Below are 24,990 nucleotides of genomic sequence, written 5' to 3' on the forward strand. Positions count from 1 at the left end.
GACGAACGGCTCCAGCGTAGCGCTCGCCGTTCGTCGCCAGAAGACGGATAATCGTGGAAACATTCTCCGCTTTCATAGGACAATCGACGATGGCCGATCTGCGCGACGTGAACCTGAACCGGCTGGCGATCTTCGTCGCGGTGGTCGAGGCCGGCTCGCTGACGGCCGCGGCCGAGCGGCTCGGCCTCGCGAAGACGGTCGTCAGCACGCACATGCAGCGCCTCGAATCCGAGGTCGGCGCGAACCTGCTGGTGCGCACGACGCGGCGGCTGAGCGTGACCGATGCCGGACGCGTGTTCTACGACGCGTGCCGCGACATCGTGCGCGCCACCGAAGCCGCGCTCGACGCGGTGTCGTCCGACGCCGGGCCGCTGCGCGGCACGCTGCGCGTGAGCGTGCCGATCGACTACGGCGCGCTGGTCGTCGCGCCGGCCGTTGTCGCGCTACGCGACCGGCATCCGGGGCTCGATGTCGAACTGGTCGCGAACGACCGCGTGATCGATCTCGTCGCGGACAACCTCGACGTCGCGGTCCGCATCGGCCGCCTCGCCGATTCGAACTATCGCGCGGTGCAGCTCGGCACCTACGAGAAATGGCTGGTCGCGAGCCCGGCGTTCGTCGCGCGGCACGGACTGCCGCGCGCCCCCGATGCGCTCGCCGCGCTGCCGTTCGTGATGTTGTCGTCGCTGCCGCGCCCGCATACGCTCGACCTCGACGATGCGCGCGGCGGCCACGCATCGGTGCGCTGCGTCGCGCCGGTCGTGTCGAACACCGCGACCGCGTGCCGCGCGATCGTGCTCGCGGGCGGCGGCTTCGGGCTGCTGACGGATTTCTCGACCGCGGACGACGTCGCCGCCGGCCGGCTCGTGCGGCTGTTGCCGGGCTGGCGTACGGCGCCGGCCGGGATTCACGCGGTGTATCCGTCGACGCGGCTGCCTTCGCCGAAGGTGCGAGCGTTCATCGATGCGATGAAGGCGAGGCTCGGGGAGACGCCTGCAACGCCGCGCGCACGCCCCGGTCGGCCGAAACGCGCGAACGGCTGACCGGTCGCTCGCCCGTCACATGAACTTCACGTAGCACGCCTTTTTTTCGACTTCTTCGCGCTTGAATCCCTTTTCGCTCATGCAGGCAGTAAATTCGTCGGGGAACGGGTTCAGATTGAAGATCCGGTCCTGGATATTGGCGGGGATGCCCTGGTCCAGCTGGGCTTGCGCTTCCGCACAGGTCGCCTTCGCGAGCGACAGCCTGACGGGCTCGCCGCTGATGCGGTTGCGGATTTTTTCATACGCCCCGTCCTTGCAGGCCGATACCGCGTCCTTGAGGTGCTGCGTATAGAGGGCGTCGCGACAGACATCGCCTGTCCGGTCCGCATCCCTGAACAGCGCCCCGACCGTTTGCGATTTCCACTCGGTTTCATAGCGCGTGGTCTCGCTAAACGGCCAGCAGCCGCAGCCCGTCAGCATCAGGACGGAAACGGCCATCCCCGCCGACGTCACGCGGCGCCCCCATCGGTTGCGTGCTTGCATGATTTCCTTGTTATTCATCGACCACCATTGATGTGCGCGGCGAACGGCCCCGTCCCCGCGAATCTACGCCGCCTGCAACGTCCCCAGCAGCACCTTCCTGCAACTGGAGATCATCTGCGCCTCCGGATCGCGATAGTCGGTCAGCAGCCACGCCGCGCCGACGTTCGTCATCGCGCCCACCAGCGCGAGCCCGATCAGCCGCTGCTCGGTGCGCTCCGCCGGCGTCACGGCCTCGCGCGGCGCGCCGATCGCCATGATCAGCTTGCCGAAGTCGATCAGCATGCGCTGATACGTCATGTCGGTATCCGCGCTCACGCCCATCACCTCGAGCAGCAGCACGCGCGCCGCGCACGGGTCGCGCAGAAACGCGAAGAACGCGGCGAGCCCCGCGTCGACGCGCTCGCGCAGTTCGCCGCCGCGCGCGGCGACCGCCTGCGCGACCGCGTCATGCAGTTGCTGCGCGTGATGCAGGTAGGTGCAGCGCAACAGATCCTCGGTGCTGTCGAACGCCGCATAGAAGTAGCGATCGTTCAGCTTCGCTTCCTGGCAGATCGACCGCACGGTCGCCTTGCGAAAACCCACCGTGCCGAACACGCGCGTCGCCGCGCGAATCAACGCGTCGCGCCGCTCGGCGGCCCGTACCTCGGGCGCCACGCCGCCGTACGACCGGCCCCTTTTTTCCGTTTCGAGTGCTTTCTCCATTCCGCTATTTGACATCAGGACACCCGAAAACTAAAGTGGTGACACACAACACCACAATAGACGCGCCGCCGGTGCAGCGCAAGCGGAACGGGAGGAACGACGGATGAAGGGATTTTCCGGCAAGGTTGCCGCGATCACGGGCGCCGGTTCGGGCATGGGCCGCAGCCTCGCGGTCGAACTGGCGCGGCGCGGCTGCGCGGTCGCGCTCGCCGACGTCAGCGAAACGGGGCTCGCCGGCACGGCGGCCCTCTGCGCGCAGCACGGCGTGCGTGTGAGCAAGCGCCGGCTCGACGTCGCCGATCGCGACGCGGTGTTCGCGTGGGCCGATTTCGTTCGCGCCGAGCACGGCAAGGTCAACCTGATCTTCAACAACGCGGGCGTGTCGCTCGCCGCCAGCGCCGAAACCGCGCGTCTCGCCGATCTCGAATGGATCGTCGGCATCAATTTTTGGGGCGTCGTGCACGGCACGCAGGCGTTCCTGCCGCATCTGCGCGCGTCGGGCGACGGCCACGTCGTCAACACGTCGAGCCTGTTCGGGCTCGTCGCGATGCCGACGCAAAGCGCGTACAACGCAACCAAGTTCGCGGTGCGCGGCTTCACCGAGGCGCTGCGGATGGAACTCGAACTCGACGGTGCGCCGGTGAGCGCGACCTGCGTGCATCCGGGCGGCGTCGCGACGGGCATCGTCGACGCGAGCCGCGTCGATACCAGCATCCACGCGCTGACGGGCCAGGACGAAGCGACCCATCGCCGCCAGGCGAACCGCCTGATCAATGCGACGACGGCCGACGAGGCCGCGCGGCAGATCCTCGCGGGCGTCGAGCGCAATGCGCGCCGCGTGCTGGTCGGCGCCGACGCACGCCGGCTCGACCGGATCGCGCGCCTGCTCGGCGCCGGTTACCAGTGGCTGGTGCTGCGCCACGTGCGCCGCGCCCGCGCACGCAATCTCGAACGCGCGCCCGCCCCGGCCGCGCGCCCGATCACGCCGACCAAGGACCCCGCATGACCTCGACGACGACCGACCGGCGCGATGCGCCGCCCGCCCCCGGCGCCCGCCGCGACAGCGGCGACAACCGCGACCTCGACGTGCTGATCGTCGGCGCCGGCCTGTCCGGCATCGGCGCCGCGTATCACCTGAAGCAGCGCTGCCCGCATGCGAGCGTGGCGATCGTCGAGGCGCGCGACGCGATCGGCGGCACCTGGGACCTGTTCCGCTATCCGGGCGTTCGTTCGGATTCCGACATGTTCACGCTCGGCTACAGCTTCCGCCCGTGGCACAGCGACAAGGCGATCTCCGACGGACAGACGATCCTCGACTACATCCGCGACACCGCGCGCACCTACGGCATCGACAAGACGATCCGCTACGGCCAGAAGGTCGTCGCGGCCGACTGGGATTCGAATCGTGCGCGCTGGACGGTACGCATCGAGCGCACGCAGGACGGCGCGACCGACACGCTCGTCTACACCTGCCGCTTCCTGTTCATGTGCAGCGGCTACTACGACTACGACGCCGGCTACCTGCCCGACTGGGCCGGCATGGACACGTTCGAGGGCAAGCTCGTGCATCCGCAGCACTGGCCGAAGGATCTGTCGTACGCGAACCGGCGCGTGGTCGTGATCGGCAGCGGCGCGACGGCCGTCACGCTCGTGCCGTCGATGGCGGCCGACGCGCAGCACGTGACGATGCTGCAGCGCTCGCCGACCTATATCGTGTCGCTGCCCGCGCGCGACAAGATCGCGAACGCGCTGCGCCGCGTGCTGCCGTCGCGGCTCGCGCACCGGCTCGTACGCGTGAAGAACGTCCTGCTGACGATGTACCTGTACAACGTGTCGCGCCGCAAGCCCGACCGGACGAAGCAATTCATCATCCGCGCGGCCAGCAGGCAGCTCGGCCCCGACTTCGACGTCGCGAAGCACCTGACGCCGCGCTACATGCCGTGGGACCAGCGCGTGTGCCTCGTGCCGAATGGCGACCTGTTCAAGGCGATCCGCGCGGGCCGCGCATCGATCGTCACCGACGAGATCGAGCGCTTCACGCCGACCGGCCTCCAGCTGAAGAGCGGCCAGCAGCTCGACGCGGACGTGATCGTCACCGCGACCGGGCTGAAGGTGAAGATGCTCGGCGGTGCGCGCGTGACGGTCGACGGCCGCGTGGTCGACTTGCCGGAGACGGTGTCGTACAAGGGCATGATGTACAGCGACGTGCCGAACCTCGCGTCGTCGTTCGGTTACACGAATGCGTCGTGGACGCTGAAAGCCGAGCTGATCGCGCGCTACGTGTGCCGGCTGCTCAACCACATGCGCGCGAACGGGTACGACACGTGCGTGCCGCGGCTCGGCGCGGGCGATCTCGGCGACGTGCCGGCCGTCAACCTGAGCTCGGGCTACATCCAGCGCGCGGCCGGCATCCTGCCGAAGCAGGGGCACCGCAAGCCATGGAAATTCCACCAGAACTACGTGCTCGATCTCGCGTCGCTGAAGTTCAGCGCGCTCGCCGATTCCGCGATGCATTTCGAGCGCCGCGCCACGACCGGCCCGGCGGCCACCGCGCCGGCCGCCGAACCCGCACTCGAAACCCGCTGAGGCCGACATGACTCCTACGCTCCATCTGATCCAGAACGTGCTGCTCGGCGTCGTCGCGGTGCTCGCCGCGCTCGCGCTGTTTTCCGCTTACGTGGCCCGGCGCGTGACCCGCGCGTTTCCACCCGAAGGCCGCTTCGTCGACATCGGCGGCGACCGCATCCACTACGTCGAATACGGCAACGGCCCGCCGATCGTGTTCGTCCACGGGCTCGCGGGGCAATGGCGCAATTTCGCGTACCTGCCGCTCACGCGGCTCGCCCAGCAGCATCGCGTGATCCTGCTCGATCGCCCGGGCGCCGGCCGGTCGCTGCGCGGCGCGGCGTCGCAGGCGAACGTGTTCGCGCAGGCCCGTACGGTCGCCGCGTTCATCGACGCGCTGAAGCTCGACAAGCCCGTGCTGGTCGGCCACTCGCTCGGCGGCGCGATCGCGCTCGCGGTCGGCCTCAACCATGCGGACCGCGTGAGCCGGCTCGCGCTGATCGCGCCGCTGTCGCACGAGCAGACCGAGCCGCCTGCGCCGTTCAAGCCGCTGATGCTGCCGTCGCCGCTCGTGCGCCGTTTCGTGTCGTGGACCTTCGCGATTCCGCTGACGATCCTGACGGGCCGCCAGGCCGTGCGCCAGGTGTTCGCGCCGGAAGACGTGCCGCGCGACTTCCCGGTCAAGGGCGGCGGCCTGCTCGGGATGCGCCCGCACGTGTTCTACGCGACGGCGACGGACCTGCTGTCGGCGCCCGTCGACCTGCCCGCGATGGAGCGTCGCTATCCGGAACTCGCGCTGCCGGTCGACGTGCTGTACGGTCGCGCCGATCCGATCCTGAACTGGCGCGAGCACGGCGACGCGCTCGCGAAGAAATCGGCGCGCGTGCGGCTGAAGGTCGTCGAGGGCGGCCACATGCTGCCGGTCACGATTCCCGACGCGACGGCCGACTGGCTGCTCGAAGTCGCCGCCGCGCCGGCCGACACGGCCACGCAGACGGTACGCATCGCGTAGATCGCGGCAGCGAAGCGGCGCCTGATCCTGCTTCCCCGCTCCCGCCGCCGGGCAGCCGGCGCCGCGACGGAATCAGGCTTCGTCGTCGGGTATCGACAGTCCGAGATCCGACAGCACCTCGCGCGCGCTGCGAAACGCCTCGACCGCGGCCGGCGCCCCCGCGTACAGCGCGCTGTGCAGCAAGACCTCGCGAATCTCGACGAGGCTCGCGCCGTTGTTGAGCGCGCCGCGAATATGCCCCTTCAGCTCCGTGCCGCGGCCGAGCGCCGCCAGCATCGCGCACGTGCACAGGCTGCGCGTCTTCAGGTCGATCCCGCCCCGCTGCCACGTGCTGCCCCACGCATGTTCGTTCAGCCAGTTCTGCAGCGGACGCGAAAATCCGTCGAGGTCGCGCATCGCGCGCTCGACGAACGCCTCGCCCATCACGTCGATCCGCCGCGCCTTGCCGTATTCCCTGTCCTGTTCGCTCATGTCGGTGTCCTGGTGGTTGGAGTCGTGGCCGCTGTCGCGCTGCCGGCGGCCGGGGATGTCGCGCCATGTTCAGCGCGACCGCGCGTTTCGTCAAAGATGCGGCGCTCGGTTCGCGGCGGTCCGCGTCACCGGCGGCCGGACGCTACGTAACATCCGGCCGCGCGTTACGGCGCCTTACGGGAACATCGCAGCCGCGACGTTCGCGCACCGCACGTGCCTGTCGCGCGAAACCGCCTTTCCTCCGTTTAAATCGCGTCGATAGTCCCGATTTCCGCAACAAATCGCGACACCGTTTCGCCAAACATGTCGTGGCGCGGAATTTGCAGAGAAGGCCTGGACACACTTCCAATGTCGAGGCCAACATGCAGAATCTCTTCAAGAAGACGACGGTAACGATGGCCGTCTCGTCACTGCTCGCGCTGTACGGCTGCGGCTCGGTCGATGGACCGACGACCCCGCCGACGATCAAGCCGAGCACGTCCGGGACGAGCGGCACGTCGGGGACTTCGGGTACGTCGGGCGGCGGTTCGTCGGGGACTTCGGGTGGCGGTAGTTCGGGGACTTCGGGGTCGTCGGGGACTTCCGGTACGTCGGGGACTTCCGGTACCTCGGGTACTTCCGGCACCTCGGGCACTTCTGGCACCTCGGGCACTTCCGGTACCTCGGGCACTTCCGGTACCTCGGGCACTTCTGGCACCTCGGGCACTTCTGGCACCTCGGGTACTTCCGGCACCTCGGGCACTTCCGGTACCTCGGGCACTTCCGGTACTTCGGGCACCTCCGGCACCTCGGGTACTTCCGGCACCTCGGGTACTTCCGGTACCTCGGGCACTTCCGGTACCTCGGGCACTTCTGGCACCTCGGGTACTTCCGGCACCTCGGGTACTTCCGGTACCTCGGGCACTTCCGGTACCTCGGGCACTTCTGGCACCTCGGGCACTTCTGGCACCTCGGGTACTTCCGGCACCTCGGGCACTTCCGGTACGTCGGGCACTTCCGGCACCTCGGGCACTTCCGGTACTTCGGGCACCTCCGGTACTTCGGGTACTTCGGGTACTTCGGGTACTTCGGGCACTTCGGGCACTTCGGGCACTTCGGGCACTTCGGGCACTTCGGGCACTTCGGGCACTTCGGGCACCTCGGGCACCTCGGGCACCTCGGGTACTTCCGGTACGTCGGGTACTTCCGGTACCTCGGGTACTTCCGGCACGTCGGGCACTTCCGGTACTTCGGGCACCTCCGGTACGTCGGGCACTTCCGGTACTTCGGGCACCTCGGGTACTTCCGGTACCTCGGGCACTTCTGGCACCTCGGGTACTTCCGGCACCTCGGGCACGTCCGGCACCTCGGGCACGTCCGGCACGTCCGGCACTTCCGGTACCTCGGGCACGTCCGGCACCTCAGGCACGTCCGGCACCGGCGTCACCCCGCTCGGCAACGTCCTCCAGAAATCCGGCAACCTCGTGACGGCGCTCGGCACGACGGTCGTCAACGGTGGCAGCCAGATCGGCGGCGTGCAGATCCCCGGCACGAACCCGACGACGGCCACCAGTGTCGGCAACGCGGTCGGCAGCCTCGGCAACGGCGTGCAGTCGCTCGGCAACGGCATCGCGGCCGGCCTCGGCTCGATCGGCGTGTCGGCGAACCCGCTCGGACCGACGCTCACGTCGACCACCGGCCTGCTGACGGGCGCCGGCGGCGCGGTCAACAACCTCGGCAATGCAGTGACGAGCCTCGGCACCGGTCCGCTGTCGCCGCTCGCGCCGGCGACGACCCTCGTCGGCAGCCTCGTCAACACGGTCGGCACCGCGGTCAACTCGACCGCCTCGGCGCTGAATACGGCGCTGAACAGCTCGCCGGTCCAGCAGCTCGAAACGCAGCTCGGCAAGGTGATCAACCCGATCACGAACACGCTGACCGGCGGCGTCACGACGCCCGGCGCGACGCAGACGCTCGGCGGCGTGACGCTGCTCGGCACCCCGCTCAACGGCCTGTTGAGCACGCTCGGCAACGGTCTCGCGCTTGCGGGCACGAAGGTCGGCGGCGCGACCGACAACCCGGTCGGCACGGGCCTCGGTGGCGTCGTGACGCAGCTCGGCAATACGGTGACGTCGACCGGCGGCCTCGTCCACGACAACAACGCGGGCAGCTCCAGCAGCGGCACGGGCGGCACCAACCCGCTCGCCCCGATCACGGGCCTGCTCGGCACGTTGACGGGCGGCCTCGGCGGCGGCAGCTCGAGCGGGTCGGGCGGCACCAGCGGCACGAGCGGCACCAGCAGCGGCGGCCCGCTCGCGCCGATCACCGGCCTGCTCGGGACGGTGACGGGCGCACTCGGCGGCCTCGGATCGGGCGGCACCAGCGGTACGGGTGGCACGAGCGGGACCGGCGGGACCAGCGGCACCGGCGGCGCAGGCCTCGGCGGTCTGCTCGCACCGGTCACCGGCCTCGTCAACTCGCTGACGCCGCTCGGTGCAAGCCTCACCGGCACCGTCACGACGCCGGGCGGCAACCTGTCCGGCACGCTCGGCGGCGTGCTGACGAGCGGCCCGGTCGGCACGCTCACGGGTGCGCTGGGCACGCCGGCCGGCTCGGCCGGCGCCACCGGCACGGTCAGCCCCGGCGGTGCAGCCGGCACCGTGACGACGCCGGGCGGCAGCGGCTCGGTGGTGACCGGCCTGACCGGCAGCACGGGCGGCGGCGCCGCAGGCGGCACCGGCAACCTGCTTTCGCCGGTGACCAACCTGCTCGGCGGTCTGCTGGGCGCCGGCACCAAGAAGTAAGCTTTAACGCATCACGTACCAGAACGACAGGCCAATGGCCGGGCACACATCGATAAACAGCCCGGCCGACGGCCGGCGTCACCCGCCAAGCGGGGGCGCCGGCCCTCATCCCTACGAGGATCCGATCATGAACTCCACGCTCGACGGCATCGTCGCTGCCCCGGACCGCCCACCCCGTTCCGCCACGCCGTTCCGCGCCGGCCTGCTCGGCATCACGGCCGGACTCTTCGCGCTGTGGATCACGCGCGACCATCCGGCCCTCGATGCGGCCACCCGCGCGGTCATCGCGAGCCTCGCGATCATCGGCACGATCGCGCTGCACGAACTCTTCATCTCGCGCGTCTACCTGCGCCCGAGCGCGGGGCTGTCGCGGCAGGCCGTCCGGCCGCTCGGCCTCGCGCGCGTCGCGACGCGGCTCGGCGCGCTGACGTCGATCTACGCGGGCATCGGCGCGATCTACTGGCTGCTGCCCGAATACCACGGCGCGTTCTACCTGCCGTTCTGGTCGCTGCTGCGCTCGCTCGCGCCGTACGTGATCGTCGCCGCGCCGTTCTACTTCGCGTGGATGGACCGCCACCAGCGCGAGACCGACGACGCGTACCTGCTGTGGGGCCGCTTCCTGTTTCGCCGCGAGCAGCCCGCGAGCTGGAAGCCGGTGCGCGAGATGCTGGCCGGCTGGGGCGTGAAGGCGTTCTTCCTGCCGCTGATGACCGTCTACCTGTCGAAGGATGCCGATCACCTGAGCGCGTCGCTCGCGAACGCGATGCACGCGCCGATGACGATCGCGACCTTCGTGTTCATGTACGACCTGTCGTTCACGATGGACCTGATGTTCGGCACCGTCGGCTACCTGTGCACGTTCCGCATCCTCGACAGCCACGTGCGCACCGTCGAGCCGACGACGCTCGGCTGGGTGGCCGCGCTGATCTGCTACCAGCCGTTCTGGTCGCTGATCTCGAACAACTACATCCGCTACGAAGGGTCGGTGTTCTGGGACAACTGGCTGCTGTCGGCGCCGACGCTGCGCGTGATCTGGGGCACGGTGATCATCCTGCTGCTGCTGACCTACGCGCTGTGCACGATCTCGTTCGGGCTGCGGTTCTCGAACCTCACCAACCGCGGGATCATCACGTCGGGCCCGTACCGCTTCACGAAGCACCCGGCGTACATCACGAAGAACCTGTCGTACTGGATGGTGTCGGTGCCGTTCGTCGAGCCGCTCGGCTGGCAGATCGGGCTCATGCACTGCGCGGGGCTCGTCGCGGTCAACCTGATCTACTACACGCGCGCGAAGACGGAAGAGCGTCACCTGATGCGCGATCCGGACTATCGCGCGTATGCCGAATGGATCGCGCAGCACGGCTTGTTCGCGCGGATCAGGCAGACGTTCGGCGGGCGGCAGGCGGTGTGACGGAGCGGCCGGGGCGGCCGCCATGCCGCTCCGGTCCCTCGCGTGGGTGTCGGATCGGTCGCGGACTTCGCATCCGCAACGACACTGTTGCACGCATGCTCTCCGGCGCTGGGCGATGCGCTTTCGCGTGGATCGCCCGAACGTTTGAGCGCTCCCATGCGGCCAATTGTCGCGAAACAGCGCGATTCTCCGCTTTTCGTCGCTTTTCTCCCCCAGTCCGATTGCCCGCCCCCGACGCGTCGCGTATGGTGCTGGCCGTCCGCGCACGATCCGTCGCCGGACCCCGACCGTCGTCCCGCACGACGGCCGTGCGCGCCGTGCCCGCCGCTCACCGTCTCCGCGACGCCGCCCGCCGGCGCCGCGCATTCATGAGGAAAGAGGCGTGATCCACAAAGTCCTGATCCTGTTCGCACTCTGCATCGCGGGCCTCGCCGCGATCGCCGCCGGTTTCCAGCACATCCCCAGCTGATGCGCGGCCCCGGCTCGCTTCGCCGAGCCCGGGGGCCGCTTCCCTTTCCGCTTCCCCGTTGCCATGCACTCCTTTCTCGATGCGCCCGAGACGGGCGCCTTTCGCCATGCGTATCGACGTACAGCATTCCCAGCACGATATCGACGACGAACTCGACACCCTTTATGAACGCCTCCACCAGCCGGGCCATCGCCTGCACGGCCTGCCGGGCGTCGCGCTCGGCCGCTCGGGCCTGGTCGTCCGCCATCGCGAAGCGGACGGCGAATACTTCCTGTATGTCGAGGATCTCGCTGCGCGCCAGCTCGCCGGCTACACGGTGTTCAACCGCCTGCCCGAAATCCCGCGCCGCGCGGACCGCTACCTGCGCGCGCCGCACACGCGGCTGCGCGGCTCGTCGCAACGCAAGGGCCTTGCGACGACGCTGTACCGCTGGGGGCTCGACGCGGGCCTGTGCCTGATCAGCGGCGCGCGCCAGTCGGTCGGCGCCGCGCGGTTGTGGACGGCGCTCGCGCAGCACTACCGGCACGGCTTCGTCGATGTCGAAGGCCGCGCGCTGCGCTATCTCGGCGATACCGTTGCCGACGACGTGCACGGTGCACTGCATACACGGCGGCTGTTGCTCGGGAGCGGCTGGGACATCGGAGAATTCGCGCAGGCGGCCGGGATGAGCGACGCGGCCCGAACGCCGATGCGATAATCCGCCGAGCCCGCGCGACGCGCCGGCTCGCCCCGCCAATCGAAACGCCCTGCGATGACCATCGATCCCCGAACCGACGTCGGCCGCCCGCTCGACATCGTCGCGCTGTGCGGCAGCCTGCGCGCGCAGTCGTACAACGCGGCACTCCTCGACGCAGCCGCGCTCGTTGCCCCGCACGGCATGCGCATCGCGCGCTTCGATCGTCTCGGCGCATTCCCGCTGTTCAATCCCGATGCCGAATACCCGACGCCCGCCGCGGTGCGCGACCTGATCGACCGCCTGAACGCGGCCGACGGCGTGCTGATCGCGAGCCCGGAATACGCGCACGGCGTATCGGGCGTGATGAAGAATGCGCTGGACTGGGTCGTGGGATGCGAGGCCATCGTGTACAAGCCGGTCGCGGTATTGAACGCGTCGCCGCGCGCGACGCATGCGGACGCGGCGCTGCGCGAAACGTTGTCGGTGATGTCGGCGCGCATCGTCGAGCCCGCCTCGATCGCGCTGCCGATCCTCGGAAGCCGGCTCGACGCGGCGGGCATCGCCGCGCATCCGCCGTTCGCATCGGCGCTCGTCGACGCATTGCACGCGCTGCGCGCGGCGATCGCCGAGTCGGCGCCAGGCCGCTAAGTACCCCGCACGCCTGCCCCCTGGGGCGTCGCGTTATCGCGCCTTGGTGCGCGTCGTCTTTCTCGCCGGTTTGGCCGCCTTCGCACGCGGCGCTTCCTTCTCGGGCTGCGCGCCGCCGCCGGCGAGATCCTCGAGCCATGCGAGCGCATCGACGTACGACAGGAACTGCTGCAGATAGTCCGGCGACAGCTCGCGCATCGTCGCGAGCGAGCGGTGCACGAGGCTGTTCGAATTGAGCGGCCCGGCGTTGCGCGGCACCTGGTCGAGCGACTGGCGGTATTGCTGTTCCGTGCGGACTTTCGACCACATCGTGCGGAAGTAGTCGACCAGCTCGGGATCGAGCCCGCGCCGGTCCGCTTGCGGATCGCGCGCGAGCCCTTCGACGAGCGCGGCCAGCGCGCCGCGCGCGGGCCTGCTCGTCGCGGCTTGCCCCGTCTCGCGCGTGACTTCGGCATCGTCGTCGGCGCGCGCGACGAGCGCCGCAAACCCGTCGAGCAGCGTCGCCAGCCGCGCGTCGAGCAGCGCGCGTGCCGCGCCGTCGAGCACGGCCGCGCGCCGTTCGAGCGCGTCGATCCGGTGAAAGCGCACGGGATCGAGCCGGTCGGCGCCCTGCTCGCGCCAGGCGTCGAGCGTCGCGCGCACCTGCGTCGCGTCGTCCGTCACTTTGCGTTGCCTCCGTTCGACGCCGACTTGCGCGGCACCGGTGCGATTTCCACGCGGCGGTTCTTCGCGCGGCCTTCATCGTCCGCATTCGAGCTGACCGGCTGTTCGGAACCGAACGCGGCCGCGAACACTGACGACGCCGGCACGCCGGCATCGATCAGCGCGCGCGTGACCGTCAACGCGCGCTTGGCCGACAGTTCCCAGTTGTCCGCGAACAGGCGGTTGCCGGCATGTACCTGCTGGTCGTCCGCGAAGCCGCTGACCATCAGGATCTCGTCACGGGTCTTCAGATAGGTGGCGAGCGGTACGGCCAGCGTCTTCAGCAAATCACGGCCCGCGGGCTGCAACTGGTCGGAGTTCAGCGCGAACAGCACGTTGCCGCTGATGCCGATGCGCCCGTTCACGAGCGTCACGCGGCCGGCCGCGAGCGGCCCGGCGAGCGCCTGTTCGAGCGACTTGCGCTGCTGCGCCTCGAGCTGGCGCGCGCGCACCGCTTCCTCGAGCTTCGACGTGAGCTGGAGCTGCATGCCGATCACGCCGACGAGGATCAGCACGAACGCGCCGAGCAGCACCGACATCAGGTCGGCGAACGCGGGCCATACCGGCGCCGATTGCGCGCCGCCGTCGATTTCGTCATGCATGCGTTACGCTCCGACAGGCGCTCGCCGGCCGGCGAGCTGCTGCAGGTCTTCGACGATCTGCTTCTGCGACATCACGCTCAGGTCGATCACTTCGCGCGCCTGCGCGACGTAGTATTCGAGCTGCTCGTCGCTGCGCGCGAGCGATTTCTCGAGCGCGGCCTCGATGCGCTGCAGATGGGTCAGCAGCTTGTCGTTCGATTCGCCGAACACCTGCACGGCCATCCCGAACGCGTCGCCGAGGCTCGCCACTTCGACGGCGCCGGCCGTGACCTGCGCGGCCACCGAATCGAGCTTGCGCGTTTCGGCCTCGACGGTGTCGTTGAAGCGCGCGCCGACGCGATCGAGCAGATCGGCCGACGTGCTGACGAGCGCGTCGATCGCGGCGCGCTGTTCGGTCGACGCGTGGTTGACCGCACCGAGCAGCGTCTCCAGCGTCGCGAGCAGGCGGCTGCGTTCCTCGAGCATCGCGGTGTCGCGCACCATGCTGTCGGACAGGCGCTGACGCAGCTCGGCGACGACGTCGGCCGCGGCCTTCGGCGCTTCCGACGCGGCCTGCACGAGCCGCGCGATTTCGTTGATCGTGTCGCTCGCGTGAACCTGCGCCTGTGCGGTGATGTCGTTCGCGGTGCGGGTCAGCGTGTCGCAGATGTCCTGATGGCGCGCCGCGGCCTGCGCGCTCGTCTGCGCCCATTCGTCACGCAGCGCGGCGGCCATCGCGGCGAGCGAATCGTTCCACGCGGCGAGGCGGGCTTCGTCGCGCGCGGCCAGTTGCGATTGCAGGCCGGCGTGCGACTCGCGGATCGTCGTCAGCAGATCGTTCGAGCGTTGTTCGAACGTCGACGCCTGCGCGGCGAGGTCGCGCGTCGTTTGCGCGAGCGCGTCGCAGATTTCCTGCTGGCGGCCGGCGCTGTGCACGCCTGCGCGCTGCCATTCATCGCCGAGCTTCGCGGCCATCGCGGCCAGCGAGTCGTTCCATGCGGACAGACGTTCTTCGTCGCGTGCAGCCAGTTGCGATTGCAGACCGGTGTGCGAATCGCGGATCGTCGTCAGCAGATCGTTCGAGCGTTGTTCGAATGTCGACGCCTGCGCGGCGAGGTCGCGCGTCGTTTGCGTGAGGGCGTCGCAGATTTCCTGCTGGCGGCCGGCGCTGTGCACGCCTGCGCGCTGCCATTCATCGCCCAGCTTCGCGGCCATCGCGGCCAGCGAGTCGTTCCATGCGGACAGACGTTCTTCGTCGCGTGCAGCCAGTTGCGATTGCAGACTGGTGTGCGACTCGCGGATCGTCGTCAGCAGATCGTTCGAGCGTTGTTCGAATGTCGATGCCTGTGCCGCGAGGTCGCGCGTCGTTTGCGCGAGGGCGTCGCAGATTTCCTGCTGACGGCCGGCGCTGTGCACGCCAGCACGCTGCCATTCATCGCCCAGCTTCGCGGCCATCGCGGCCAGCGAGTCGTTCCATGCGGACAGACGTTCTTCGTCGCGTGCAGCCAGTTGCAATTGCAGACCGGTGTGCGACTCGCGGATCGTCGTCAGCAGATCGTTCGAGCGTTGTTCGAACGTCGACGCCTGCGCGGCGAGGTCGCGCGTCGTTTGCGTGAGCGCGTCGCAGATTTCCTGCTGGCGGCCCGCGCTGTGCTCGCCCGCACGCTGCCATTCGTCGCCGAGCTTCGCGGCCATCGCAGCCAGCGAATCGTTCCATGCGGACAAGCGTGCTTCGTCGCGCGCCGCCAGTTGCGTCTGCAATCCTGCGTGCGACTCGCGCATCGCGGCAAGCGTCGCGGCCGAATGGCGCTCGAACGTCGCGGCGGCTTCGCCCAGCGCGCGCGCATGCTGGCCGGCCAGCGTCTCGCCGACCTGCTCCTGGCGCGCCAGCGCGTCGCGCCACGCGTCCGACAGGCGGCCTTCGGTCGATTCGAGGCGCGTCGCGACACCATCGAGCAGATCCGACGAACGCTGCGCGAACGTGTCGGTGAACTGGCCGAGCGTCGTCTGCAACTGCTGCGCGACGGCGTCGCCCGCGCGACGCTGTTCGTCGAGCGCGCGATTCCACACGGCCGTCACGTTGCCGGTGGTCTTCTCGAAGCCGTCCGTCAGCCCGTCGAGCTGACGCTGTACCGCGCCCGTCACGGTGTCGCGCAGCGCGGCCATCTCCTGCGCGAGCCCCGTCATCGTCGCGGCGACGACCGGCTGCAGCGCGGCGCCGGCCACGCGCGCGCTTTCGGCGGCGCTCTCCTTCAGCGCGTCGCCGACGTTCGACGCCAGGCCCGCGTACGCCCGCTCGGTCCGGTCGAAAAACGCCTGCTGGCTTTCGAGCTGGCGATCGTGCAGCGCGACGCTGCGCGCCTCGAGCGTCGTCATCATCGTCTGCAGCCGGTCGACCAGCGCCGGCATCACGTCGGCCTGGCGCTGCAGCAGCCGGAACGATTCGTCACGCTGGTGCGCGGACGAATGCACGCGCAGCGTCGTCGCGATCTTCGCGTCGAGCTGCTGGGCCGCATCGATCCGCTCGCGGCGCACGAGCGCGGACAGCAGCCCGAGCATCGCGGAGGTGGCCACACCGGCGATCGACGTGCCGAACGCGAACCCGAGCCCCTTCACCGGCGCGATCAGCGACGCGCGGATCGCATCGAGATCGGTCGCGCTCTCGAGCGCGGCGCCCGTGCCCTTCAGCGTGACGACCATCCCGAGCAGCGTGCCGAGCATCCCGAGCAACACCAGCAGGCCGACGAGGTAAGGCGTGAGCGCCGGGCCCGGCAGCGCGACGCGCGCGCCTTCGACCCGGGCGCGCACCGCGCCGCGCAGGCCCGGATGCAGCGTGTCGAGCCACGGGTCGAGCTTCGCGGGCGGCTCGGTCAGGCCGGCGACCGCGTGCGACAGCGTGGCGGTTGCCTGCCGGTAGCGCAGCAGTTCCCATGCGCCGGCGACGTAGCACGCGCCGATCAGCAGCGTGACGGCCGCCGCCAGCGGGTTCGACGCGACATAGCCGGCACCGATCCAGCCCACAGCGAGCAGACCGGCGACGAAGACAACGAGATCAAGGCGAATTCTGGACATAGCGTGTTGATTAGCAGGTGCGAAGGGCCGCGAGCAGCCCGTCTACCGTTTGAAACCGGACTTCGAGTTCGGCAAGCAGGATGCTTTGCATCTCGTCGCGAAACGTATCGAGCCATGCGCCGGGCACGATCGCCGCGACGGTCGGGGTGTCGGCCGCCGCCGCGCCTTCATCGGCCGCAGTGGCGGCATCGGGCGCATCGGAACCGGCGGCCGCAGCAGCGGCGGATTCGGCGTCGGCCAGCGCCTGCCGCTCCGCGTCGCGCAACCGCGCGAAGCGCGTGCCGAGCAGCGCGGGCACGGCCGACAGCAGGCTGCGCTCGCGCGCGCCGAGCACGCGCTCCATGATCGTGTCGAGCGTCGCGAGCCGCGCCATCCCGGACGAGCGCGCGGCGAGCGCGACCCGCAGGCGGCCGCGCAACTGGCCGATCGCCGTTTCCATGTCCTGCTGCAGGGTCAGATAACGCTGGCGGAAGTCCGCGAAATCCGCCGTATCGGCCGCCGGCGGCGGCAGGTCGCCCGGCCGGCGCCGCGTGCGCGGCCGGTTGGCGGCCATGATCGCCTGCGCGAGGTCGTGGCGCACGCGCGCGCAGTCGCGCTCCGCGTCGTAGCCGCGCACGCCGGCCGCGACGCCCGGCGGGCTCGCGTTCAGCGCAGACGACAGCGTGATCGCGTCGGTCCAGCCGAGCCACTGGCTCAGCCGGTCGGACAGCGTTTGCCGGGATTCCGCGACGTCGGCATCGGCCAGGCGCGCGAGCAGCCGGACGAGCGTCGGACCGCTCAACGCCGGGCGCGGAGATGCTTGCACCATGCTGCAAACCGTCAAAAAAGGCAGCAGTTTACACGTCGTCGGGCGGTCGGCCGCCAGAATCGGGGAAGCGGCGCGGTTCGGCGTGCCGCGCGACACACGCGAAGGCCCGTCGCGCAAGGCTCGGCGGGGCACCCAACGTATCCTTCGCGAGAAATTACGGAGACGATTTCGAAGGCGGGGCGGTTCGCGATGTCGCTCCAACCACTTTCGGCTATTTGATACGTAGTCGTCGTAGACAGAACGTCCAGCCAAGGTGCCTACCCGAGAAGCATTCTGCCGTCGTACCACCACCGTCGCTTGGCGGCCGAACACATTGGTGGTGGCTGACTAGACCGTTCCGATCAAAACAACACCCCCAAATACTGTATATACATACAGTATTGTGACATACTGACCCGTTTGGGGGATCAAATTCCAACTTGTCGCAAGCGAGACAGAATCTTCGATTCTTGCATCAAGGCACCCAATTTCCGGAACAAATATAGCGAAATACGTTACAATACCCCCCGTTTTCGCTTCATCAAACCCGGCGACCAGAATGGAAAATATTTCTGAGGTTCTAAAAATCCTCGATGGCGCCCTTCGCTCGAACGCGTCGATGGCAACCAGTTACGCTGGACTCTTGGCGGACAAATTGGAACAGGCCGGCGAGCGGCAACAGGCCCGCCTTATTCGGGAACGACTCGCAAGAGCGCCAAGCGCGCTAGCAAGCGCACAGGACGCCGCTGACGGAATCTCGTTCAACAGTCTTCCTGTCGATGGTGAAAGTCGATTGCACACGGTCGACGTCAGCAAACCAGAGGTCGATTCGACCGCTCTGATGGTTCCTGACGCGATCGAAAGCCGTCTCGCCGACTTTTTAGCCAACGTTGAACATTACGAAGATCTTCTGCGCGCGCGCGCAGCCTTACCAAGCCGTCTTTTGCTCTATGGACCGCCCGGAACAGGTAAAACCCAGACCGCGCGCTGGATCGCTGCGCGGCTGAACTTACCGCTGCTCACGGTGCGGTGCGACACGCTGATCAGTAGTTTACTTGGTCAGACAAGTCGCAACCTTCGTAGAGTCATGGATTACGCGGAGCAAAGCACTTCCGTCCTATTCCTGGACGAGTTCGATGCCCTTGCGGGGGCCAGAGGCAACGAACGGGACGTCGGAGAACTGCAACGAGTGGTTATTTCGCTCCTGCAAAATATTGACGCGCTGTCCGCCAATACAATTCTTGTTGCCGCGACTAATCATGAGCAGCTACTTGATCCTGCTGTATGGCGTCGCTTCAGCTTTAGGATCCCAATGAGCTTGCCAGATGCTCCTATGCGCGAAAAGCTCTGGCGCCACCTACTAGCCGATTACGCCCCTAAGGATCTATCTTGGAAAGTGCTCGTTGAATGTTCAAATGATGCATCGGGCGCCTTGATTGAACAAGTATGCTTGGATGCGAAGCGCAGCGCAGTCATTGCAGGTCAAACGACCGTCGATCAACTTCAAGTATTTCGTCGACTCGGTCTCGCACTTGCACTTGTCCAAGGAAAGATACTCAATACGAAGAATCAGGAAATCGCCTATTTGCGAGAATGGTGTCGAACAATTTTCTCGTTGCGTGCACTTGCTGCGGTGTATAGTTCCTCGACACGTCAAGTGTCAACCATACTAAACGGGGAATATACCGATGGCACAACGCAAAAGCATCCAAAGTCCGAGGGGACAAAAGCAAAGGACTAGCAAGCCCTCCAACGCTGAAAATCCATTCATCCACGTCCCATTTGCTCGTCAGGATCTATCCATTCCGAACTCTGGGGGATCGGCCAAAAAAATTCACGTTCCTGTCGATGACGAGTATCGGCGTGCTTTGGTCCGTTCACTAGACTCAGCGGCGGCCGATCTTACGAGTGACCTAGCCCGATTCCCCAACGCTCTAGGCCCGCTCGTTTTTACACTTCGTGAAGATGCTGTTGCTAAGTCCCATAGGCCCCTAAAGTTGGTTGAAGAATCCGGGGTTCAACCAGCAGGGCACGGCAACATCAACGAGATGCTTGTAGCCGCTAATGCCGCCAGTCTGCAAGTGTTGAGATCCGTCATCCTAACTCGAACCATTCACGAAATTAAAGCCAATCTCAGCGCCATCGCGAAAATAACCGCATGGTCTTCCAAAAGGAAAAATCCAAATGGAATCTCGTCCCTTCGAGAAGCAAACGGAATCATCGTCGACATCTTTCAATATTTATCGGAAGAAGCAACCAAAAGAAATTACCACTTCCTAAAAAAATGGCTAGAAAGCAAGAAAATAAATTTCTCAATAATTGACCGCATCAAATCGATGCCGATACTTCGAATCAGCGATCCACAAAAGATCACTGACAACGATCTATCAGAGTTAATTTCTTATCCGGGGCTTCGACATATTTATGCTGAACCCCAATATTCCGCACGAGTAACTTCCGGCAACGTAGTCGCCGACCCAGCATCAATCTCATCACCAGAAGAATACGTTAACACGCACGACATCCCGACCGTTGGCGTATTTGACACTGGCGTCTCTAATAATGCAACTTCATTGAAGCCATGGGTCGTCAGCAAAGAAGTTTATGTCTTGCCTCCGGACACAAACTACGAACACGGAACAATGGTAGCCTCGCTAATTGCTAGCGCCAGCCAGATGAATGGCGGGCATAGTTGGCTACCCAGTACAGGATGTTTAATTCACGATGTTTGCGGACTAGAATCCAACGGATCTGGAATTGGAATTCTTCTTGAACGAATCAAAGAATCTGTCGAAAAGAGACCAGACATCAAAATTTGGAATCTCTCACTTGGCGCAAATCAGTGCTCCGAAACTGAATTTAGCGAATTTGCCAGAGAGTTGGACTCCATCAGCGATAAATTTGGAGTCCTGTTTGTAGTTGCATCTGGAAATTACCTCGACACACCTCGACGCACTTGGCCTCCGACCATTACCCTCCCGGATCGCGTTTCGAGCCCAGGGGAATCCGTCCGAGCCCTCACTGTAGGTTCAGTTAGCCACTTGACCGCATTCGGCTCTTACACCAGCGCTGGCGAGCCTCCTCCGTATTCACGCCGCGGCCCCGGTCCTGTATTCACTCCGAAGCCGGACATTGTGCATGCCGGTGGTGGCGTTCATAAGCCTTGGGATATTGGACACGCCAGCATCAAAGCTCTTACGCCCAACAACCAAATTGCACATACTTTCGGCACTAGCTTTGCTGCCCCAATTGCCACGAACTTAGCCGCGCATACATGGTTCGCCCTCAAGGGACGAAGTAACCTTACGCCACACCCATCCCTTGTGAAAGCATTGATGATTCATGCCGCTCAATTGTCTTCACCTGCTTACAATCAGGTCGATCGCCGATATTTTGGTGCGGGCAGACCAGATAATGTACTTCGTACCTTATACGATAGCGATGATAGTTTTACATTGGTCTTCGAGGCACAACTTTATCAATCGATGCGCTGGAGAAAATCCCCATACCCGATTCCCGAGTCACTTATCCACAATGGAAAATTTAGAGGAGAAGTGATCATTACCGCAACCTATAACCCCCCACTTGATGGGAATGCTGGAAGCGAATATGTAAGAGCCAACGTTGAGTTAGGGTTCGGCATTCTTTCAGCGACGGGTGAGTTTCATGGCCGAGTTCCAGGCGAAAGTGAAATCGGAACCACTGGTTATGAAATGGCGCAGATAGAACACGGAGGCAAATGGGCACCGGTGAAGATACACCGCAAGCGATTTCCAAGCGGCACCGAAGGAACTCAGTGGGCACTGCAAGCTGGGGTTACCCTTCGCGCTTTCGAGCCCCCGCTAGTCGATCCATTGATTGCTACTATCATCGTGACGTTGAGAGCCGTAGACGGGAACCCTAACATCTATGAAGAAGGTGTTCGAGCACTTAACAATACTTCGTGGACTCATACAACTCTGCCCTATCGGATCCCGATCATTACGTAACTTCAAAGCCCTCCGCCCAAGCGAGGTGGGGGGGCCTAAACCCGCAAACAAAATCCGAACCGCAATTTGCCATTGAGAAATTAACCTTAACCTAGCAAATGAGGGCAGCACGGAGACCCAGCGCCCTCAGATCCCCGCTTTCGGCGCATTCAGGATCAGCCGCAGCCCGAGCAGCGTGATCGCGCCGGCCGCGATGCGGTCGACCCACTTCTTCGCGCGCAGGTAGAGTTCGCGCGGCCGGCGCGTCGAGAAGCACAGCGCGACGAGCGTGTACCAGCCGAACTCGACCGCGAACACGAGCGGCGGCAGCACGAGATAGCACCACAGCGGCGGATGCTGCGGGAGCAGCGCCGCGAAGATGCTGCCGTACCAGATCGCCGTCTTCGGGTTGCTGAGCTGGGTCGTGAGGCCCGTCAGGAACGACTTGCGCGCGCTGCCGCCGGCCATCGCCTGCGGATCGTCCATCGCGATCGGCCGGTCGGCGCCGCGCCAGATCTTCGACGCCATGTAGATCAGGTAGGCGCCGCCCGCGACCTTGAGGCCCACATACAGCCATTCGACGGCCTGCAGCAGCGTGTACAGCCCGGCCAGCGCGACGCCGCCGAACACGATGCCGCCGATGCCCATGCCGAGCGCGGTGGCCAGCCCGTCGCGGCGCGACAGCCCGATCGAGTTGCGGGCCACCAGCACGAAGCTCGGGCCCGGAATCATCGCGCCGAGAAACAGCGCAGCCAGGATGGCGAGTACGGCAGCCGATGCGGTCATCGAAGTCTCCTTGGTCAGCGACGCCGCTGCGCCGGCGCCTGCGTGTCGTTTCCGACGGTCGAGCCGCTGATTCTGGCACGCTTCGCGCATCGCCGAAAGCGGCCGTGCGCTGCTATGCTGGCCCTCTTTCCCGTCATCACGCGCCACCCATGATCGAGATCCGCGCCGCCCGCTATCCCGACGATGCCGCCGCCGTCGAAGGGATCTTTCGCGAGTACGTCGCGAGCCCGACCGTCAGCCTTGAATTCCAGGACTACGAGCCCGAAATTGCCGCGCTGCCCGGGAAATACGCGGCGCCGCGCGGACGGCTGCTGCTCGCGTGGCGCGGCGAGCGCGTGGTCGGCTGCGCGGCGTTCCGCGAAATCGACCCGGCGACCTGCGAGATGAAGCGCGTGTACGTACGGCCCGAGGCGCGCGGGCTGAACGTCGGCCGCCAGCTCGTCGAACGGCTGCTGCACGACGCGAAGGCGGCCGGTTACGCGCGCATGTGCGTCGACGTGCTGCCCGAATTCGTCGCCGCCCGGCAACTGTATGCGTCGCTCGGCTTCACGCCCGCGCCGCCCGTCGCGTTCAATCCGGTGCCGGGCACGGACTTTCTCGGGCGCGATCTGTAACGCCGCGCGACTGATCCCCTTTTCTCCTTTCGACCGGACCGCCCGCCATGCGTGCTCTTCGCCTTGCTGCCCTGCTGCTCCCGCTGCTCGCCGTGCTCCCGCTCGGCGCCCGCGCCGACAGCCTGCCGAAATCGATCGCCGCGCAACTGCCGGCCGGCTACCAGCCGTTGATCGCGCACACCGGCCCCGATCTCGACAACGGGCGGCACAGCTTTCTGGTGGTCGTGCATCGCGCGGTCGATACGCGCGACCAGCCGTCGCCGCGCCCGCTGCTGATCTACGAGGAACAAGCCGACCGCACCTACCGTCTCGCGGCCCGCAACGACCAGGCTGTGCTGCGCGCCAACGACGGCGGCCAATGCGATCCGTTCGATCCCGACGATGCGGGCGACAACGGCTTGGCGGTGAAGGGCCGCTATTTCACCGTGCAGAACGTCGTCGCGTGCGGCCAGCACTGGACCGACTACGTCACGTTCCGCTACGACCCGCGCACGCACGGCTGGCTCTTTTCGAGCCAGATCGTCACCGAATCGTTTCCGCTCGACGACCAGCCCGACCACGTCACCGTGACGCGCGCCGACGCGCACCGGCCGGTGTCGTTCGGGCAGTGGACGCGCAAGGACTAGACGCCGCCCGCGGCAGTGCCGTTTTTCAATACGACGCGTCGTCCGGGCGCCGCTCGCGGCCCCCGGCCAACCGGTCTACCATAGGCGCTCGTCGCCCGCGGGCGACCGCCGGCACGGCATGCGGCTTGCGCCCGCCCCTTTCCTCGTTGCACCCGCACAGGAGGACGTCATGACGCAACACTTCGATGCGATCGTCATCGGCACCGGCCAGGCCGGGCCGCCGCTCGCCGCGCGCCTCGCCGGCGCCGGAATGAAAGTCGCGATCGTCGAGCGCGGCCGCTTCGGCGGCACTTGCGTAAACACCGGCTGCATCCCGACCAAGACGCTGATCGCGAGCGCATACGCCGCGCAGCTCGCACGGCGCGCCGGCGAGTACGGCGTGTCGGTCGGCGGCCCCGTCACCGTCGACATGAAAGCCGTGAAGGCGCGCAAGGACCAGATTTCCGGCCGCTCGAACCACGGCGTCGAGCAATGGGTACGCGGCCTCGACAACACGACCGTCTTTCAGGGTCATGCCCGGTTCGAACGCCCGAACGCGGTGCGCGTGGGCGATGACGTACTCGAAGCCGAACGCATCTTCATCAACGTCGGCGGACGCGCGCAGGTGCCCGCGATGCCGGGCCTCGACTCGGTGCCGTACCTGACCAACTCGACGATGATGGACGTCGACTTCCTGCCCGATCATCTGGTGATCGTCGGCGGCAGCTACGTCGGGCTCGAATTCGGCCAGATGTACCGGCGCTTCGGCTCCAGGGTCACGATCATCGAGAAAGGCTCACGCCTGATCCGCCGCGAGGACGAAGACGTCTCGCAGGCCGTGCGCGAGATCCTCGAAAAGGAAGGGATCGACGTGCAGCTCGACGCGAACTGCCTGAGCGCGCGCCGCGACGGCGACGGCATCGTGGTCGGCCTCGACTGCGCGGGCGGCGGCCGCGAGGTCGCGGGCTCGCACCTGCTGCTCGCGGTCGGGCGCGTGCCGAACACCGACGATCTCGGGCTCGACCGCGCGGGCGTCGACACCGACGCGCGCGGCTACATCACCGTCGACGACCAGTTGCGCACCAACGTGCCCGGCATCTGGGCGCTCGGCGACTGCAACGGGCGCGGCGCGTTCACGCACACTTCGTACAACGACTACGAGATCGTCGCGGCCAACCTGCTCGACGACGATCCGCGCAAGGTGTCCGACCGGATCATGGCCTACGCGATGTACATCGACCCGCCGCTTGGCCGCGTCGGGATGACGCTCGCGGAAGCGAAGCAGACGGGCCGCCGGCTGCTGGTCGGCACGCGCCCGATGACGCGCGTCGGCCGGGCGGTCGAGAAAGGCGAAAGCCAGGGCTTCATGAAGGTGATCGTCGATGCGGACAGCCACGCGATTCTCGGCGCGTCGATCCTCGGCGTGACCGGCGACGAAGTCGTGCACGGGATCCTCGACGTGATGACCGCCGGCGCGCCGTACACGACGATCAGCCGCGCGATGCATATCCACCCGACCGTGTCGGAGCTGGTGCCGACGCTGCTGCAGGATCTGCATCCGGTCGAATGACGCACGGCAGGCGGGCGGCCGCGCATCCGGTTCCATCGGTGT

The 24,990-nt window shown here is 66.6% G+C and carries 21 protein-coding genes; 13 read left to right on the plus strand and 8 right to left on the minus strand.

Annotated features, from left to right (window positions below; translation table 11 throughout):
* The first annotated feature begins 89 nt into the window (after positions 1 to 89).
* Positions 90 to 1,043 (plus strand): LysR family transcriptional regulator, encoded by a 954-nt coding sequence (locus H0X90_RS04980; protein WP_062885332.1) that lies wholly within the window; start codon positions 90 to 92, stop codon positions 1,041 to 1,043.
* A gap of 15 nt (positions 1,044 to 1,058) precedes the next feature.
* On the opposite strand, the gene H0X90_RS04985 is transcribed toward H0X90_RS04980, so the two are convergent.
* Together H0X90_RS04985 and H0X90_RS04990 are read right to left on the minus strand one after the other, a co-directional pair.
* Positions 1,059 to 1,544: a hypothetical protein gene (locus tag H0X90_RS04985; RefSeq protein ID WP_006496097.1), complete on the minus strand. Its 486-nt coding sequence runs from the start codon at positions 1,542 to 1,544 to the stop codon at positions 1,059 to 1,061.
* 45 nt (positions 1,545 to 1,589) lie between these two features.
* On the minus strand, positions 1,590 to 2,243 hold the full coding sequence (locus H0X90_RS04990) for a TetR/AcrR family transcriptional regulator (RefSeq protein ID WP_034178474.1): 654 nt from the start codon (positions 2,241 to 2,243) through the stop codon (positions 1,590 to 1,592).
* Positions 2,244 to 2,331: 88 nt separating this feature from the next.
* Here H0X90_RS04990 and H0X90_RS04995 point away from each other — a divergent pair, with 88 nt between their 5' ends.
* From H0X90_RS04995 to H0X90_RS05005, 3 genes are read left to right on the plus strand one after another with little or no spacing between them, the layout of a single operon-like run.
* A complete protein-coding gene (locus tag H0X90_RS04995; protein ID WP_006496098.1) occupies positions 2,332 to 3,234 on the plus strand; it encodes an SDR family oxidoreductase in 903 nt (300 codons plus the stop codon).
* A complete protein-coding gene (locus H0X90_RS05000) occupies positions 3,231 to 4,814 on the plus strand; it encodes an NAD(P)/FAD-dependent oxidoreductase (protein ID WP_006486159.1) in 1,584 nt (527 codons plus the stop codon). Before H0X90_RS04995 ends, H0X90_RS05000 begins: the two co-directional genes overlap by 4 nt.
* 7 nt (positions 4,815 to 4,821) lie before the next feature.
* Complete coding sequence (locus H0X90_RS05005) at positions 4,822 to 5,805, plus strand: alpha/beta fold hydrolase (protein WP_006486152.1); 984 nt, start codon at positions 4,822 to 4,824, stop codon at positions 5,803 to 5,805.
* A 72-nt stretch (positions 5,806 to 5,877) separates the two neighbouring features.
* Here the strand turns inward: H0X90_RS05005 and H0X90_RS05010 are convergent, their stop codons facing one another.
* Positions 5,878 to 6,276 (minus strand): carboxymuconolactone decarboxylase family protein, encoded by a 399-nt coding sequence (locus H0X90_RS05010; RefSeq protein WP_006486153.1) that lies wholly within the window; start codon positions 6,274 to 6,276, stop codon positions 5,878 to 5,880.
* A 362-nt stretch (positions 6,277 to 6,638) separates the two neighbouring features.
* Here H0X90_RS05010 and H0X90_RS05015 point away from each other — a divergent pair, with 362 nt between their 5' ends.
* The 4 genes from H0X90_RS05015 (at position 6,639) to H0X90_RS05030 (ending at position 12,263) form a co-directional block, all read left to right on the plus strand.
* Positions 6,639 to 9,059 (plus strand): collagen-like triple helix repeat-containing protein, encoded by a 2,421-nt coding sequence (locus tag H0X90_RS05015; RefSeq protein WP_196438133.1) that lies wholly within the window; start codon positions 6,639 to 6,641, stop codon positions 9,057 to 9,059.
* Positions 9,060 to 9,186: 127 nt separating this feature from the next.
* On the plus strand, positions 9,187 to 10,470 hold the full coding sequence (locus H0X90_RS05020) for an isoprenylcysteine carboxylmethyltransferase family protein (protein ID WP_006495601.1): 1,284 nt from the start codon (positions 9,187 to 9,189) through the stop codon (positions 10,468 to 10,470).
* Between the two features lie 575 nt (positions 10,471 to 11,045).
* A complete protein-coding gene (locus H0X90_RS05025; RefSeq protein WP_171984145.1) occupies positions 11,046 to 11,636 on the plus strand; it encodes a histone acetyltransferase in 591 nt (196 codons plus the stop codon).
* A 54-nt stretch (positions 11,637 to 11,690) separates the two neighbouring features.
* Entirely contained in the window at positions 11,691 to 12,263 is a 573-nt protein-coding gene (locus H0X90_RS05030) for an NADPH-dependent FMN reductase (RefSeq protein ID WP_077189681.1), read from the plus strand.
* A 33-nt stretch (positions 12,264 to 12,296) separates the two neighbouring features.
* On the opposite strand, the gene H0X90_RS05035 is transcribed toward H0X90_RS05030, so the two are convergent.
* From H0X90_RS05035 to H0X90_RS05050, 4 genes are read right to left on the minus strand one after another with little or no spacing between them, the layout of a single operon-like run.
* Entirely contained in the window at positions 12,297 to 12,926 is a 630-nt protein-coding gene (locus tag H0X90_RS05035) for a DUF2894 domain-containing protein (protein ID WP_062910032.1), read from the minus strand.
* Entirely contained in the window at positions 12,923 to 13,567 is a 645-nt protein-coding gene (locus H0X90_RS05040; RefSeq protein WP_006491235.1) for an OmpA family protein, read from the minus strand. The genes H0X90_RS05035 and H0X90_RS05040 overlap by 4 nt, the downstream gene beginning before the upstream one ends.
* Before the next feature lie 3 nt (positions 13,568 to 13,570).
* A complete protein-coding gene (locus H0X90_RS05045; protein WP_077231273.1) occupies positions 13,571 to 16,618 on the minus strand; it encodes a DUF802 domain-containing protein in 3,048 nt (1,015 codons plus the stop codon).
* Between the two features lie 10 nt (positions 16,619 to 16,628).
* Positions 16,629 to 17,426: a DUF3348 domain-containing protein gene (locus tag H0X90_RS05050; RefSeq protein WP_006494007.1), complete on the minus strand. Its 798-nt coding sequence runs from the start codon at positions 17,424 to 17,426 to the stop codon at positions 16,629 to 16,631.
* Between the two features lie 538 nt (positions 17,427 to 17,964).
* On the opposite strand from H0X90_RS05050, the gene iteA reads away from it, so the two are divergent.
* Both iteA and iteS read left to right on the plus strand, forming a co-directional pair.
* On the plus strand, positions 17,965 to 19,146 hold the full coding sequence (gene iteA, locus H0X90_RS05055; RefSeq protein ID WP_227739712.1) for an anti-phage ATPase IteA: 1,182 nt from the start codon (positions 17,965 to 17,967) through the stop codon (positions 19,144 to 19,146).
* A complete protein-coding gene (gene iteS, locus H0X90_RS05060; protein WP_077189682.1) occupies positions 19,094 to 21,394 on the plus strand; it encodes a S8 family anti-phage peptidase IteS in 2,301 nt (766 codons plus the stop codon). Before iteA ends, iteS begins: the two co-directional genes overlap by 53 nt.
* 126 nt (positions 21,395 to 21,520) lie before the next feature.
* On the opposite strand, the gene H0X90_RS05065 is transcribed toward iteS, so the two are convergent.
* Positions 21,521 to 22,159, minus strand: a complete 639-nt coding sequence (locus H0X90_RS05065) for a LysE family translocator (RefSeq protein ID WP_012493146.1) — start codon at positions 22,157 to 22,159, stop codon at positions 21,521 to 21,523.
* A 149-nt stretch (positions 22,160 to 22,308) separates the two neighbouring features.
* On the opposite strand from H0X90_RS05065, the gene H0X90_RS05070 reads away from it, so the two are divergent.
* The 3 genes from H0X90_RS05070 (at position 22,309) to H0X90_RS05080 (ending at position 24,948) form a co-directional block, all read left to right on the plus strand.
* Positions 22,309 to 22,773 carry a GNAT family N-acetyltransferase gene (locus tag H0X90_RS05070; RefSeq protein ID WP_006485921.1) on the plus strand — a complete coding sequence of 155 codons (465 nt, stop codon included), beginning with the start codon at positions 22,309 to 22,311 and terminating at the stop codon, positions 22,771 to 22,773.
* A 47-nt stretch (positions 22,774 to 22,820) separates the two neighbouring features.
* Positions 22,821 to 23,399 carry a hypothetical protein gene (locus H0X90_RS05075; RefSeq protein WP_077189678.1) on the plus strand — a complete coding sequence of 193 codons (579 nt, stop codon included), beginning with the start codon at positions 22,821 to 22,823 and terminating at the stop codon, positions 23,397 to 23,399.
* 169 nt (positions 23,400 to 23,568) lie between these two features.
* Positions 23,569 to 24,948, plus strand: a complete 1,380-nt coding sequence (locus H0X90_RS05080; protein WP_006485924.1) for an FAD-containing oxidoreductase — start codon at positions 23,569 to 23,571, stop codon at positions 24,946 to 24,948.
* The last annotated feature ends 42 nt before the right edge of the window (positions 24,949 to 24,990 follow it).

It is taken from the genome of Burkholderia sp. 9775_39, assembly GCF_015712225.1.
Classification (GTDB): domain Bacteria; phylum Pseudomonadota; class Gammaproteobacteria; order Burkholderiales; family Burkholderiaceae; genus Burkholderia; species Burkholderia cenocepacia.